13 protein-coding genes and 2 pseudogenes are annotated in these 13,409 nt (G+C 67.2%); 8 read left to right on the top strand and 7 right to left on the bottom strand.

The genetic code is table 11. The features are described from left to right. From Vau01_RS62270 to Vau01_RS62250, 5 genes are all read right to left on the bottom strand, one after another. Positions 1–222, bottom strand: a 222-nt coding sequence (locus Vau01_RS62270) for a hypothetical protein (protein ID WP_204014936.1), incomplete at its 3' end; no start/stop codon positions are given. After that, positions 219–620 (bottom strand): hypothetical protein, encoded by a 402-nt coding sequence (locus Vau01_RS62265; protein ID WP_204014934.1) that lies wholly within the window; start codon positions 618–620, stop codon positions 219–221. The genes Vau01_RS62270 and Vau01_RS62265, both read right to left, overlap by 4 nt. Before the next feature lie 45 nt (positions 621–665). After that, the gene (locus Vau01_RS62260; protein ID WP_204014931.1) at positions 666–935 is read right to left on the bottom strand and encodes a hypothetical protein; all 270 of its coding nucleotides are present in this window, start codon (positions 933–935) and stop codon (positions 666–668) included. Between the two features lie 19 nt (positions 936–954). Further along, a complete protein-coding gene (locus tag Vau01_RS62255; protein ID WP_204014928.1) occupies positions 955–2,037 on the bottom strand; it encodes a conjugal transfer protein in 1,083 nt (360 codons plus the stop codon). 148 nt (positions 2,038–2,185) lie between these two features. After that, positions 2,186–2,929: a hypothetical protein gene (locus Vau01_RS62250; protein WP_204014912.1), complete on the bottom strand. Its 744-nt coding sequence runs from the start codon at positions 2,927–2,929 to the stop codon at positions 2,186–2,188. A gap of 96 nt (positions 2,930–3,025) precedes the next feature. On the opposite strand from Vau01_RS62250, the gene Vau01_RS62245 reads away from it, so the two are divergent. From Vau01_RS62245 to Vau01_RS65650, 4 genes and pseudogenes are all read left to right on the top strand, one after another. Beyond that, positions 3,026–3,481, top strand: coding sequence for a hypothetical protein (locus tag Vau01_RS62245; protein ID WP_204014909.1), 456 nt, complete (start codon positions 3,026–3,028; stop codon positions 3,479–3,481). A gap of 436 nt (positions 3,482–3,917) precedes the next feature. Next, the gene (locus tag Vau01_RS62240; RefSeq protein ID WP_204014906.1) at positions 3,918–4,508 is read left to right on the top strand and encodes a TlpA disulfide reductase family protein; all 591 of its coding nucleotides are present in this window, start codon (positions 3,918–3,920) and stop codon (positions 4,506–4,508) included. Next, entirely contained in the window at positions 4,505–4,852 is a 348-nt protein-coding gene (locus Vau01_RS62235; RefSeq protein ID WP_204014903.1) for a S24/S26 family peptidase, read from the top strand. The genes Vau01_RS62240 and Vau01_RS62235 overlap by 4 nt, the downstream gene beginning before the upstream one ends. A gap of 7 nt (positions 4,853–4,859) precedes the next feature. Then, positions 4,860–4,946, top strand: a pseudogene (locus tag Vau01_RS65650) (hypothetical protein); the annotation flags it as partial. A gap of 223 nt (positions 4,947–5,169) precedes the next feature. Here the strand turns inward: Vau01_RS65650 and Vau01_RS62230 are convergent. Then, the gene (locus tag Vau01_RS62230; RefSeq protein WP_204014900.1) at positions 5,170–6,168 is read right to left on the bottom strand and encodes an AraC family transcriptional regulator; all 999 of its coding nucleotides are present in this window, start codon (positions 6,166–6,168) and stop codon (positions 5,170–5,172) included. 137 nt (positions 6,169–6,305) lie between these two features. Between Vau01_RS62230 and Vau01_RS62225 the strand changes: the two genes are divergently transcribed. The 3 genes from Vau01_RS62225 (at position 6,306) to Vau01_RS62215 (ending at position 10,925) form a co-directional block, all read left to right on the top strand. Beyond that, positions 6,306–6,962: a DUF2306 domain-containing protein gene (locus Vau01_RS62225; protein WP_204014897.1), complete on the top strand. Its 657-nt coding sequence runs from the start codon at positions 6,306–6,308 to the stop codon at positions 6,960–6,962. A gap of 99 nt (positions 6,963–7,061) precedes the next feature. Continuing rightward, complete coding sequence (locus Vau01_RS62220) at positions 7,062–9,863, top strand: AfsR/SARP family transcriptional regulator (RefSeq protein ID WP_204014894.1); 2,802 nt, start codon at positions 7,062–7,064, stop codon at positions 9,861–9,863. An 834-nt stretch (positions 9,864–10,697) separates the two neighbouring features. Further along, a complete protein-coding gene (locus Vau01_RS62215) occupies positions 10,698–10,925 on the top strand; it encodes a hypothetical protein (protein ID WP_204014939.1) in 228 nt (75 codons plus the stop codon). 274 nt (positions 10,926–11,199) lie between these two features. Here Vau01_RS62215 and Vau01_RS64435 read toward each other — a convergent pair. Further along, positions 11,200–11,508: pseudogene (locus tag Vau01_RS64435) on the bottom strand (transposase family protein); the annotation flags it as partial. A 380-nt stretch (positions 11,509–11,888) separates the two neighbouring features. Here Vau01_RS64435 and Vau01_RS62205 point away from each other — a divergent pair. Next, complete coding sequence (locus tag Vau01_RS62205) at positions 11,889–13,301, top strand: type VI immunity family protein (RefSeq protein ID WP_204014891.1); 1,413 nt, start codon at positions 11,889–11,891, stop codon at positions 13,299–13,301. Positions 13,302–13,409: the final 108 nt, after the last annotated feature.

Raw genomic sequence — 13,409 nt, 5'->3', positions numbered from 1 at the left:
GCGGTCCCACTCCTCGACGGTACGGAACTCCACCGAAATGGTGGGCACCCGCAGGTACGTCCACGCGTCATTGTCCGTGAGCAGAACCGAGTCGTCGAAGTGGCGCACCGACAACCGCGCCGGCAATGCGGTGACGGTTCGGTTCTCGCGGTTCCGGCCCGACATCCGCACATAGGCGGCGCCGGCGATCCCCGCGATGATCAACAGCGCGAGAACTGTCATCGGCCGTCACCGCCGTCGGGGATCCACCGCGAGGCGGTGAGCACGATCGGCCGGGCCGGGTGCGCCTCCGCCATCGCACCGAGGGCACGCGGTTCCTGACCACGTGCCACGATCGCGGTGAGCCACTCCTCGGCCTTCTTTTCATGCGCGATCGGCTGGTCGACCTGGAGCATCAACAGGATCGGCGGCCCGACATACAACAGAACCGTCACGCCGGCGTTACCGACCAGACCGCCGAGGCCGAGCAACGCGCACAGCGGCACCCAGACGGCTGCCGCAATCAGGCCGGCCACCAACTGCGGAATGCTGATGCCGTTGCGCAGCGGCAACCGGACGTCGTCGAACGCGTAGATCCGTACCCGCATGTTCCACGTCTGCGTGAACGTACGCACAATCATTGCTGTAACCCCGTACCACCGAAATCTCGGCATCCCTGGATGTCGCTACTTGAATAGGTCGGCGATCAATTCGCCCAAAGCCGTCAGGATGGCGTAGCCCCACTGGATCATTGCGAAAACGAAGGCCGCGATCGCGAGATAGCCCAGGAACAATGCCAATGACCTGTCCTCGCCTCGGAGGTACCTGAGTCCGTAGACCCCGATCACCACGGCCGCGATCGGCGCGAAGAAGCTCCTCAACTTCGTTGCTATGCCCTCGCCGGTAACGGCCAACACGTCGGGTTCGGCGGCCAACCGCAGCATCTCGCTCAGCATGTCGTTCTCCCCAGGTCTGTCATCGGGTGCCGCTCGCCGAGGAGGAATTCGATACTTCGGGGCCGGGCGATCTGCTCGATGAGATCGACGGTGACGGCGACAGACTCGGCGCCGGTGCGACCCCGCCGACCGCGGGCGCCACGTCCGGTGACTCCACCCCACCGTCGATGCTGTGTACGAACCACCGTCCGCCGACACTCCGCATCGACAGCCGGTACATCTGGGTCACCGCACCACCGGACGGCGTCCGCCACCGCATGACCACCTCTGCCGTCCGCTCGAAGCTCCCTCCACCCTCGCTGAGATCCGGTACGAACAAACGGATGATGTCCACGAACACGGCGGCGCCGCGCAGACCGGTGATACCGGAGTCGGGGGTCACCACCTGCGTCAGGTCGGTTGACGAGACGCCGTACGCCCGGAGGAAGCTCGTGATCGTCGGCAGCATCTCCGCCGCGGCAGCATCGTCGCCCTGTCGGCTGTCGTTCGGGACCCCGGCGGCCGCGACCGCCGGGCAGGAGACGAACGCCGCATAGGAGGTGATGGCCAGCGCGCCGCCGCCGGCAGCGGCGTACACCGCTACGTCCATGCAGGTCCATCCGCCCGGCTCCAGCAGCGCGGCGACGTGCACCACGGCGCGGTGGTCGTCGCGCGTGGTCACCCCTGCCGGCAACGGCTGGCCGACCACCCGCTGCGTCCCTCGCCCGTCCCAGCCGAGCTGGGTGTCGGCCCCGCGCGGGAAGAAGAGTTTCAACTGTTCCAGGCGCGACTGCGGATTGCTCTGGTCCCACGTCAGGTACGCGTGCGCGAAGCGCGCCGCGTAACCGGACGCCTGCGCTGTGGGGAAGGCATCACCGGGGCCGGGCCGTGGCGGGTCGTAGAGCGCCTTACCGGCCAGGCGGTAGACACCGTTGACGACGATCACCAGCAGCGCCAGCATCATCGTCAGCAGCAGGACATCGCGCCGCCACCGCCCACCCGCGAATCGTGACCGGCGACGCACCTTGCGCAGGCCCGCACCGACCGGCTCCACGGTTCCGTTCTCAACGACGAATCCGATGCTGCTGTCGGCGCTTGGGTGGGCCGCCAACCGGCTCTCCATGCTCGCTGCCGCCGGTGCTGGCGGTGCTGCCGGAGTCGGCTGAGGCGGTGTCCGGTGCGCCGGCTCCGGACCCACATCGGCGTACGGGTGAACGCCCAGAACACCGTCGCGCACCCCGACGGCGCCGGACGGCGCGAACCGGTGCTCGTTATCCGATCTCATCTGATCCGGCTTCCGTGTGGTGGGCTTCGCCCGTCGACGCCGCCCTGCCGGACGGCTGCAACGGAGGCTCGGCCGGGTCGTCGTCGGGTCGTGGCACGAGTGCTTCGTGCGCGTCCCGCAGCCCATCGGCGTAGGCCACCAGTCGCGTCCGGAGCCTGGCCGACGTGTCGAGGTCCCCTGACCTGTCCGCGGCCAGCACGCGCGCGGCCGTCGCGATGGTCGCCGCAAGGTGCTCGTTCGTCGCTCGTGTGATCCGCTCGTAATCGGCCGCGGGCAAAGTTTCCGCGGTGTACAGGACGATGTCGTTGCCGAACTCACGCAGAGTGCAGAGTTCTTCGGCCAGGTCGCCCGGCACCTCCGTCGTACCGGGGGGCCTGGCCGTCAACCGCAGATCGACCAGGACGAAGGCCAGTGTGAGGACCAGCGCACCCGGCAGGAGGAAGAACCAACCCAGTGTGGAATGCCCGCGGACGCTGCCGAGGACGAGGGCCAGCAGAATGACACCGGACCCCACGGAGAGAACCACTCGGCCCAGCCGGACCAGCGCCGTGATCCGGTCGTACTGCGCATGTGCTTCCGGTGACGTGTCGGCCAGAACGAATGCGCTGTCGGATGGTCGAGTGTGCCTGCGCCACAGCGCATCCGCGTTGCCGATGGATCTGAACTTGGTCACAACCCGACCCCGCATCGTGTTCAGGCTCGCCGTATAGATGATCAATGCTTCGCGCACTGTAACGGAGCTCACCGGGCGTGGCCATGACGGTTTCCTGTCATGGTCCTTTCAGCGCTGAAAGCCAGCGGCGGCGCTACGGTGAGGGTGTGTTCGGTGTCGATGGACGCCGGCGGGACCGACGTCCTCGGGTGGTGCGGAATGCAGGACAGAGCCGCGGTGGTGGTAACGGTGCAGGCGCACTGGCGGCGCGACGGCACCGGCCGCCCGCAGCGGTACCAGCGGGTCCGGGTGGAGTATGTCTCCGGCGAGGAGACGCGCCGTGCGGTCGGCGAGCTCTTCCCGGGTGCCGCACCGGTCAAGCCCGGCGACCGGGTCACGGTGCGGTTGCGGCCGGGCCACCGCGCCACTGTCACGCCGCTCGCGGTGAAGCGCAGCGCCCCGAGGCATGAGGTCCGCAACGGAGTGCTGGCATATGCCGGCCTGGTCGTGCTTGTGCTTCTGATCAGCGGCAGCATCTACTTCGGGGTCACGTTGAATCCCGACCGCTATCTGCCGACCGGGCCGTCCGTCCCGTCGAGCCCGGTTGAGCCGAGCGTTTCAGGACGCTGAAACACCGGGGTTCGGGCGGTTCCGCAATGAGAATCGCCCGACACCGCCACAACACCTTAGGGACGTCCGCCTTTCACAGACATGACACAGCGGCATCGACGCGAAGCGGTCGGCGGAATCGAATGCGTCGTCGCCATCTGGCTGGCCCGTGACAGGCACGTGAAAGGGGGCCCTCGCTAGCTTCATCGCGTTCGCCGATGCCCGCGAGTCAGTCGACTGGTCCGCAGGTGGAAGCCGCCGCAATCAACCGGTGCAACTGCCAATGCATCCCGTGCTGCATATTCCTGAACAACCGCTACCAACGCGGAAACCTGTGTTACGACTGCATCAGTGGCCACCTGTGTGGATGTCGGAGCCTCGGGACCGACTGCCCCTGAGTCTTCGATCCCGCTCGCCGTACGGCCAGCGGATCTCACCAGCGGGAAGGATACACGCCATGCCATTCCTGGTGGCGGCCGTGGCACTGGTCGCGATCGTGTGCCTGGTGGACCTGTTGTTGACGTTCGGCGTAGTCCGGCGTCTCCGCCTACACAACGCTCAGTTGGAGAGACTGGGTAGCGGCGGGTCCTTCATCGAGGACAGCATGCCCTCGCCCGGCGACGTGGTCGAGGACTTCGCGGTCGAGACCGTCGACGGCGAGCGGGTGGCGCGCAGCACGTTGGCCGGGCGGACGCTGGTGGCGTTCTTCGCTCAGGGCTGCACGGCCTGTGTGGAGAAACTGCCGGCGTTCGTGGACTTCGCCCGGGCCCGGCCCGGTGGCCGGGAACGGGTGTTGGCGGTCGTGTCCGGCCCGGCCGAGGAGACGACGGCGATGATCGACGACCTCGCACCGGTGGCGCGTGTGCTCGCCGGAGCGGCCGCCACCCCGATGACCAGCGCCTTCGGGGTCCGGGCCGCGCCGGTGTTCTGCTTGCTGGACGAAGCCGGAACCGTGCTCGCGGTGGACCTGGATTTCGCCCGGCTCCCCGCGCCGGACGCCGGTGGGCATGCCGAACCGGTCCCGCGCTCGGCCAGCACACCGTCGTGAGCCTTGCCGCGGTGCTGTCATCGCTGGCCGTTGTCGGCCTCGCCGCGCTGATGGGCGGCGCGGCGAAATGGCTGCGGCGCCGGAGCCTGGTGGCCGTCGTTACCGGAGACAGCATGTTGCCGACGTACCGGTCCGGGGACCGGGTGCTGGTCTGGCGGGCACCGCTCGGTGCCGTGCGGCCGGGACAGGTCGTGGTGATCGAGCAGGATCCGGCGGAGGTAGGTCCCGATGATCCCCGTTCCGGGCCGCACTTGATGATCAAGAGGGCGGTGGCGTTGCCCGGGGACCGGGTGCCTTCCGGTTGCCTGTTCGTACTGGGGGGACAATCCGACGGAGTCATATGACTCCAGGCACTACGGCTTCGTGCCGGAGCGAAGGCTAGTCGGCGTCGTGGTGAAACGTCTGGTATCGGATGGCTCTGGTCCGACGGCCCGGTAGAACGCGAGGTTCCCTGAAATGCACTCGACCCGGCGGACCCCGAGCCCGGCGATTTCGGGGGATCCACCGAGGCTCAGGGTCCGCTTCATCCGCAGACGAAGGTCGCGGAATCCGGAGGGGACGAACCGCATCTGGGACTCGATCCAAGGCTACCGTCGATACCTGTCATTGAACCGTCATCGACCTTTCACCGGTCGGTCGCCCCGGTTATCGACGCGCCATGTCACGTTGACGCGCGGCTGTCGATCCACCGATCGTCGAACTCTGATGCGTCGGGCCCGCCGCGCCGCACCGACCCGGGCGGCACACCGATGACGCGCTTGAACGCGCGTGCGAACGCCGCCTCGGACTGGTAGCCGAAACGGGCGGCGAGTTCGGCGGCCGTGGTGCGGTCGCGCTGGAGCGCGTCGAGGGCGAGATACATCCGCCAACGCGTCAGGTACTGCATCACGGGTTCGCCGGCGAGCCTGGTGAACCGCGCCGCGAACGCGGACCGGGAGATCGCCAACTCGGCGGCGAGCGCGGCCACCGTCCACCTCCGGTTCGGATCGCGGTGGATCAGGTACAGCGCACGACCGATCTGGGGATCCTGGAACGCGCCGAGCCACCCGTTGCGCGCCGCGGGATCCGTCTCGATCCACGACCGGATCGCCTGAATCACGATGATGTCGCCCAGCCGGGTGATCACCTCCTCGCCGCCGGGCCGCAGTTCCTTCGCCTCGTTCGCCATGAACATCAGGGTGCTGTGCATCCAGTCCTGTTGCGGGAAGCTCGTCGCCCGGACGTGGATGGTCTGGGGGAGGACAGTCATGAGGTGACGGGCGACGGGCTGGTCGAACCGCACGGCGCCGCAGATCATCGTCGTGGGGGCACCGCCGCCGCCATGCCGGAGGATCTCGTAGCGGTCGCTGACCGCTTCCAGCGTGAGCTCGGTGACCCCCACCAGCGACGCGTCCGGTGCGCTCCGGAGGCTGTGCCCCTCGCCGTGCGGAACGAGCGCGAGCTCTCCCGGCCGGATCGCGACCGGGGCGGCGTCGCCCGTCTGCAGCAGCGCGTTGCCCGAGGTGACGACGTGGAACCACAGATGACCACGCATCGGCGGAAGCATCAGACCCCACGGCGCACTCAGTTCCGAGCGGCAGTAGTAGGCGCCGTTCATCCGCAGGAGATGTAGTGCCTCGCCGAGCGGATCGGTCGGTGCCCAGGTGTCCGTGCTCGTCATGGCGCAGATTATCGGCCTACTCTGCCGCAGGTCCAAGAGCGTTGGATGAACGAGCAGGAAATCCGGTGTCCTGGTCATATCCGTTCGCCGTAGCGGCTGGTACGAATGGACGAACGATGCTGGATCATGGAGGTGCGATGAGTGAACGTGTGGTTTCCCGAAGCCGCACGTGGCTGCGGCTGGTGCAAGTAGCGGCGGCCGGGCTGGTCGTCTTCGTTCTGCTCTATGCCGCCATGCGCGTCTGGAAGGACGTCCCCCATCTCGTCCACGGGACGCAACCGGCCGACGACATCGACCGCGCGTACGTCGAGCATCCGTGGTTGGCGTATCTGCACATCGCGCCCGGTGTGTTGTATCTGCTCGGCGCTCCGTTGCAACTGGCGTACCGGTTCCGCAGCCGGCACTACGACGTGCACCGGCGACTCGGGCGGGTCCTGCTCGTGGCCGCACTGCTCAGCGGCGTGTTCGCGGTCGTCTTCGGTTTCCTGTTCTCGTTCGGCGGTGTCGGTGAGGCCGCGGCGTCCGTCGTCTTCGGGGGCTGGTTCCTCGCCTGCCTGGTGGCGGCGTTCCGCGCGGTTCGCCGCGGCGACATCGTCCAGCACCGGCGTTGGATGATCAGGGCGTTCACCGTCGCTATCGGGGTCGGCACGATCCGCATCTGGATCATCGTGCTCCCTCAACTCGGCGTGCTCGGGTTGAAGGAGTCGTTCGCTCCGGCCTTCTGGATTTCCTTCGTCGCCCACGTCCTCGTCGCCGAATGGTGGGTCCGTACGACCCCGCATCCACCGGGCTGACCCGCGCCACCTGTCATCGTCCGTTCATGCGCCTTCAGGATCGTGAAAGAACCCCACTGCAATGATCGACACCGCCCAGATGCCCATCGGGGAGGGATGATGGCTGAGGAGGAGCTTCGTTTCCGGGTCCTCGGAGTGTGGGAGGTCCTCGACGGTGGTCGGCCGGTGGTTGTCCCGGCGGGAAAGATGCGGGTCCTGTTGGCCGCGCTGTTGATGTCGTTGGGCCGTCCGGTCCCGGTCGGTGTTCTGGCCGCGCGGCTCTGGCCCGGGCTGTCGCCGTTGCGTGAGCAGGCAACGGTGCACACGTACGTGGCGAGGCTACGCCGGCTGCTGGGCCAACAGGCCATCCAGACGACACCGGGCGGTTACATGCTCGATGTTCCGGACGAGAGCGTAGACCTCCTGCGGTTCCGCGACCTGCTTTCCCGAGCGATGACCGCCGGCTCGTCGGACGACGAGCTCTCACTGCTGCATGAGGCGTTGGCATTGTGGGGCGGTCGCCCGTTCGAGGGCGTGGCGTCGGACTGGCTCGATGAGGAGGTCATTCCGCAGATCGAAGACGAGTGGTCGACCGCGATGGAACGGCGGATCGATCTGGAGATGCGCGTCAGTTGGCCAGGGGCGCTCGTCTCCGAACTGCGCGAGCTGCTGCGGGTCCATCCGACCCGGGAATCGTTGTGGTTGCGGTTGATCGACGCGCTGTTCGCTTCCGGCCGACGCGCTGACGCTCTCCAGGCCTTCCAGCAGGCCCGCAGTGTTCTGGCCGACCAACTCGGTATCGATCCCGGCGAGGATCTGCAGCGGTTGCATCAGCGGGTGTTGCAAGGCGGAGGGCCCGTTGCCGGTTCGCAGGTGTCGACGTCGGCACCCAACGGGGTCGGCGTCGCCCGTCAACTCCCGCCGGAGGTCGTCAACTTCGTCAACCGACCGGAACTGTCGCAGCTCGAAAAGATACTGACCACGATCCAACAGGGCGAGAGGCGATTCACCCACGTCGTGGCCCTCGACGGTGCTCCGGGTATCGGCAAGACCACCCTGGCGATCCACCTTGCGCAGCGGGCGGTGGCCACATATCAGGATCTGCAGCTGTACCTGAATTTGCGGGGCTACGGTCCCGGCGAGCCGCTGTCGCCCTCCGCTGCGGCCGAGACGCTGCTGCGCGGCCTCCACCTGCACAGCGAGGTGATCCCGTCGGGCGTCGATGAACGCGCGGCGTTGCTGCGTAGCACCCTCGCCGGTCGGCGGGTGCTGATGCTGCTGGACAATGCGCGCGACGCCGCGCAGGTGCGCCACCTCCTGCCGGGCGCAGACAGCCTGGTCATCGTGACGAGCCGGAATCAGCTTCGCGGATTGGCGGTCCGCGACGGCGCACACCGGGTGACGCTCGCTCCGTTGCCGTCACGTGACGGGCTCGCGCTGCTCGCCGCGGCATATGGTCCCGACCGGGTGACGGCTGAACGCGCCGCTGCCGCCCGCCTCGTCGAGCTGTGCGGGGGGCTGCCCCTCGCGTTGGCCATCCTGGCTGAGCGGGCTCAGCGTGCGGGTGGTCTCACCGGTGTCGTACAGGCACTGGACGACGAACGGATGAGGCACGAAGTCTTCCAGGGTGGTGACGGCGATCCGTACAACGACCTGTGGGTGGCGCTGTCCTGGTCCTACCGGACCCTGACCGCGGACGCCGCGAGCGTGTTCCGGAAGCTTGGATTGCACCCGGCTGAGGAGATCTCCCTGGACGCGGCGGCGGCGCTCGCCGGCATGTCCGTCCGGCGGGCGCAAGCGGCGCTGGACCAGTTGGTCGCGACCCACCTGGTGCGGCAGCGCCTGCCGCAACGGTACGAGTTACACGATCTCGTCCGCTGGTACGCCGCCGAGTTGGCGCGGAGCAGCCAGAACCCGCAAAAACAGAACCGCGCTGTACGCCGAATGCTGGACTGGTACCTGCATGCCACGGTGGCCGCGGACAGTCGCCTTCTGCCGCACCGGCGGCGTGACTTCCTGGCGCCGTACCTGCCTCAGGTGGAGCCGCCGCGGTTTGCGGACGTGTCGGCGGCGATGGCCTGGCTGGAGCGCGAGTACGACTGTCTTCGGTCGGTCATTCGGTGGGCCAACGAAAACGGTTGGAGCGGCCATGCCTGGCGCATGATCACCTCGTTGACGACGTTCTTCGAACGCCGTATCCCGCTGCACGACGCCATTGAGTTCCACCGGTGGGCCATCGACGCGGCCGCGGCCGCCGGTGAGCGGACCGGAGAGGGCTACCTGTCCAACGCCCTGGGCTACATGTGCTACCTGAGAGGTGACGGTCCCGCCGCCGCGACGCATTTTCACAACGCCCTGACGTGCTTCCAGGACTCGGGCCACTCCTCCGGTGAGGCGATGATGCTGGGCAACCTGGGATTGGTGTACGGCGAGCGTGGCGATCACGAGGCGGCGCGGCGGTACGCCACCCGGGCCCTCGACCTGTGCACCGAGTCCGGCTACCACCGAGGACGAGGGCTGAACCTCGACAACCTCGGGGTGGCCTTGTACGGGGCCGCCGATTACGAGGGGGCGATCGGTTGTCACCTTCAGGCGCACGAGATCAACCGTCAGATAGGTGACGTCAACGGTGAAGCGTCGAATCAGCGCCACCTCGGCCTGGCCTACCTGGCGTTGCGACGGTATCGGCAATCCCTCCGGGCCTTCGGCGAGGCGATCCGCATGTACCGGTTGCTGAACAACCTGCGATTCGAGGCCCTTGTCTGGGTGGACATCGGCCGGGCCTTGTTCCTGGTCGGCCATCAGGGCCTCGCGCAGGCGATCTGGAGCGGCGCGGTGGCAACCCTCAAGGAGTTCGACGACCCCCAGGCGCGTGAGGTGAGCGACACGATCGCCGCCATGCAGGCCGACCCGAGGGCGTAGCTGCTCGGGTCCGGGCGGCGGGTCCTGTTCTTCGCGGACGTGGCCGAGGGCCTGTCGCAACGAGGATGCCGCGCACCGCCGGGCGAGGATCCGCCCGGCCGCCGGGAGTCGTCGAAGGACTCGCCAGCCGACAGCGGCTATCGCTTGAAAGTTCAGCCCATCGAGGAGGCCGGACGACCTTCTCAGCGTCGGCTGCAGGCGTGACCCTCTTACCGCAACGGGGCAACCGGTGCCCGATGACGCCGCTAGCCCCCGCCACGGACCGAAGACACGCCCGACAAGTCTGACGTAATGGTCATCACACAAGAAATTGTCAAGATCCAGTATCGGGGCCGCCGAAAGAGCGAACTCGCAGGTCAAACGCCATATCGATCGACGGGGGATTCCTCTGGTCGCCGGCTTCAAGATCGGCCGGTGCGCACATGGTGCGCACAAATGAAACCGCACCGTCCACTGTGGTCAGTGGAACGGTGCGTTTGCCCTGCTCAAATGGGTGGACCGAAGGTTCCAGCATACGAACCGCTACGCGACCGCTCTGAGCAGCAGTTTTTCACTGCCGATCGTCCGTGAGCGGCGCTCCCGCCGGACCTAGTTGGGTTGGGCGCCCGTACCTGCTGGTCGACACACGTTCGCCGAGCAGATCCCTGGTCTAACCATGCCCCACTCCCGGCACACTCCGCCGTTGCGGGCCGCACAAAGGACATTGGGCCGCCACGCCGACCACAAGATCAGCGACAGAACCGAATTCGGTGAGCGACGACAGGCGTGTGGGAAGCCGAGCCCGCCCGGAGTCAGGTCGGTCAACGCCTTGACGGTGCGGGTCTCTTTGCGGCCGTGACCGTGGTCGCGGCGTCGGTCACCGACCGGGACCTCGGCCCACGGCAACGCTTTGAGCAGACTGTGCAACGTCGGCTGATTCGCCTTGATGGTGACCACGAGGCAGGCGCCGCGGGTGGCGACCTCGCGGGCGTGGCCAGTCTGGGCGTGCAGGGCGTCCGCGACGACGATCGCACCGGTCAGGCTGCCGAGTTGGGCTTCGACCCCGGTCCAGCAGCGGCGTGAACGCCGGGATCTCGTTCGACTTCGCCGCGATCTGTGCCTGGGCCAGCACTTTACCGGTGCCGGTGTCGTAGGCCGACAACAGGTGCACCTGGCTGCCGTCGGGTAGCCGTGATCCCCGCAGGACCTTGTCGTCGACAGCGATCATCCGCCGCCGTCTGCGATCGGTGACCGGCCGCGATGTGGATGCCGGCGTGCCCGCCTCGCAACGCGCGCGGAGCCAGCCGGCCAGCACGCTCGTCAGCACCTCGGCGTCAACGCGGACCAGCAGCCGCCACACCGTGGACGCCACCGGGATCCGACCGGTGAATCCGAGCCTGGCCCACGCCGGCGAGTCCAGATCCCTGACCCAGTCAGCGATCGCGGCGAAGGTGACCGCGCCGGCCAGTACCGCGCACACCGCCACCCCGAGCATGCTCGCCAGCGGATAACGCACCCCACGCGGATCACGCGGATCAGGGACCGTCGCCAGGACGGTCAACAGCCCCGGTTGCTCCGCAGCGGTAACCGCAACCGGTAGGGCAGCTGGTTCGGTGGAGGTGACGGGCGCGTGCGGCAGTAGCACCGCGATCGGCGATGATGACATCTGCGGGTGTGGTCCTTGTCGGAGATCATCTGGCGTGAGAACCACCATGATCACCGATGCGGCCACACCCGCCCCATCGACCCTCACCCGCCCGGCCGCCACCCCAAACGCCCAGGTCAGAAGAGCATCAACCGACTACGCAATAGCCCTGCTCGCGACCTCCGGCGATACCGGCACGACTTGTCCGATCCAGTTGAAGGTTGCGTACGGCGCAAGGCAGACCAGCGCCTCGCAGAGTGGATCTGACCGGACTGTCTGAAAGTTGGTCAGACCTATCTTGCGGAATCGGTGGATCTTGCCCTCGACGCCGAAACCGGTTGCCTCGGGATCGCTCGTCGAAGATGCTCGGCCTTCGCACGAGTCATTCTATTGTTTGGGCCATGAATGGTGAGGATCGTGGAGCCCGGCTGTTTGCGGCTGCCGAGGCCGGCGACGTGGCTGGCCTGTTGGATCTGGCCTACAGCGATTCGGTCGAGGAGCCTGAGGGGGTGGCGTACAAATGGCTCAACGTCGCGTCGGACTTTGGTCACGACGAGGCCGACGAGATGATCGACGCCATGCTGCAGGGTCCGCTGCACGCCGACGACGGGAACTATGTGAGCGGTCACGCGCATTTCGAACTTGCCGTGGCGTACCTGACCGGGCGAGATGGGTTGCCGGTCGACTTCGACAAGGCCCGAACACACTTGCGGAAGATGTTGGACCGTGACTACCCGTACACGGTCCAGGACGGAAAAGAAACGCTGGTCGAGGCGCGGAACGCGATGAGTCCCCAGGCACGGGTCGTCTTCGATGCTGTGCTGCCGCGTGACGAGACAGATCCCGCCACTGTAGGCGGCCCTGACCAGCGAGAGGTCCCAGCCGGACACGGGCGGCAGCGGGTGGACTTGGAGCAGATGACTCGTAGCGTCGTCCTCGGCGGCACCGAGTACACCTTCCTACGGCCTGGTGTCACCCTGTGCATGCTGTACGCACAGCCGGCCCGGACGTTGGCGCCGGTGGTCGCCGACATTCTTCAGGATTACCTCGATTTCGTACCGGACGGAGCGTTGCAGACGTATCTATCGGCCAGCGGGACGTGGCGGAAAGCGACCGGCCGCACCATCACCACGACGTTGCGGGAGCTTCGCGGGATCGACCCCGAGCACTATTTCGAGTTTCATTTCGGTCAGGAGCCGCCGAGAAATGTGGGCCAGTTCGGCGCCCATTTCGCGGCGTCGCCGCCGAACTGGGCGGGCCAGCCGACCGACAGCGGCAGCCTTTACCTGGAGTTCCCGACTGATCTTGAAACGTTCACCAGCATCGAGGACTTCGTCGACTTCGTGCGCAAGGTCGCTCTGCGGTGTGAGTTCGACTCCGGCTTCTGCGGGTACGCCTTCAAGCACCTGCACATGTCGCTGCGCGGCGAAGCGTTCGAAGAGATCGACAAGATGGCGATGCGGTACCTCGGCTTTGACCTCAGCAACGGTGACATTCGCCGTGGTCCGGCCGGGCAGATCTATAATGTTTCCTGGCTGACGCTGCTCGGACCGCAAATCACGGCCCGCCTGGGCGGCCTCACCCGACTTCGCTCGGAGCTTCCCGATGTCACCGACATCCAGCAGGTCGGTCCGGCCGTGATGATCAGGGCGAGCGAGGCGCCCATCCTCGGCGATGTCGACCAGGGCGCCCCGGATGTCGCGCCGCTGCGAAAGCTGGCCCTGCTCACCCGCCCGCTGCGCGCAGACCTGCCGAACCTGGGACCCGACGATCCCGACTTTGCGGCCCGGTGGCTGGCCCGCCTCGACCCATAAATGAACAGCGGGCCCAGCCTGTCGCACGTTCGGTAGCGACGCCCCGCCCCCGCAGAACGTCGAACCAGCAAGGTGCCTCAACTCAAATGGCGGGCACCGCAGGATGCC

The organism is Virgisporangium aurantiacum (assembly GCF_016863635.1).
Lineage (GTDB): Bacteria > Actinomycetota > Actinomycetes > Mycobacteriales > Micromonosporaceae > Virgisporangium > Virgisporangium aurantiacum.
Note: the sequence above shows the minus strand (reverse complement) of the source record. Positions and strands in the feature narration are given on the sequence as shown.

Excerpts from the sequence above, each read along its gene's own strand:
- Vau01_RS62265 (WP_204014934.1), bottom strand. The coding sequence starts at position 620 with ATGATTGTGCGTACGTTCACGCAGACGTGGAACATGCGGGTACGGATC.
- Vau01_RS62260 (WP_204014931.1), bottom strand. The coding sequence starts at position 935 with ATGCTGAGCGAGATGCTGCGGTTGGCCGCCGAACCCGACGTGTTGGCC.
- Vau01_RS62255 (WP_204014928.1), bottom strand. The coding sequence starts at position 2,037 with ATGGAGAGCCGGTTGGCGGCCCACCCAAGCGCCGACAGCAGCATCGGA.
- Vau01_RS62240 (WP_204014906.1), top strand. The coding sequence starts at position 3,918 with ATGCCATTCCTGGTGGCGGCCGTGGCACTGGTCGCGATCGTGTGCCTG.
- Vau01_RS62230 (WP_204014900.1), bottom strand. The coding sequence starts at position 6,168 with ATGACGAGCACGGACACCTGGGCACCGACCGATCCGCTCGGCGAGGCA.
- Vau01_RS62225 (WP_204014897.1), top strand. The coding sequence starts at position 6,306 with ATGAGTGAACGTGTGGTTTCCCGAAGCCGCACGTGGCTGCGGCTGGTG.
- Vau01_RS62220 (WP_204014894.1), top strand. The coding sequence starts at position 7,062 with ATGGCTGAGGAGGAGCTTCGTTTCCGGGTCCTCGGAGTGTGGGAGGTC.
- Vau01_RS62205 (WP_204014891.1), top strand. The coding sequence starts at position 11,889 with ATGAATGGTGAGGATCGTGGAGCCCGGCTGTTTGCGGCTGCCGAGGCC.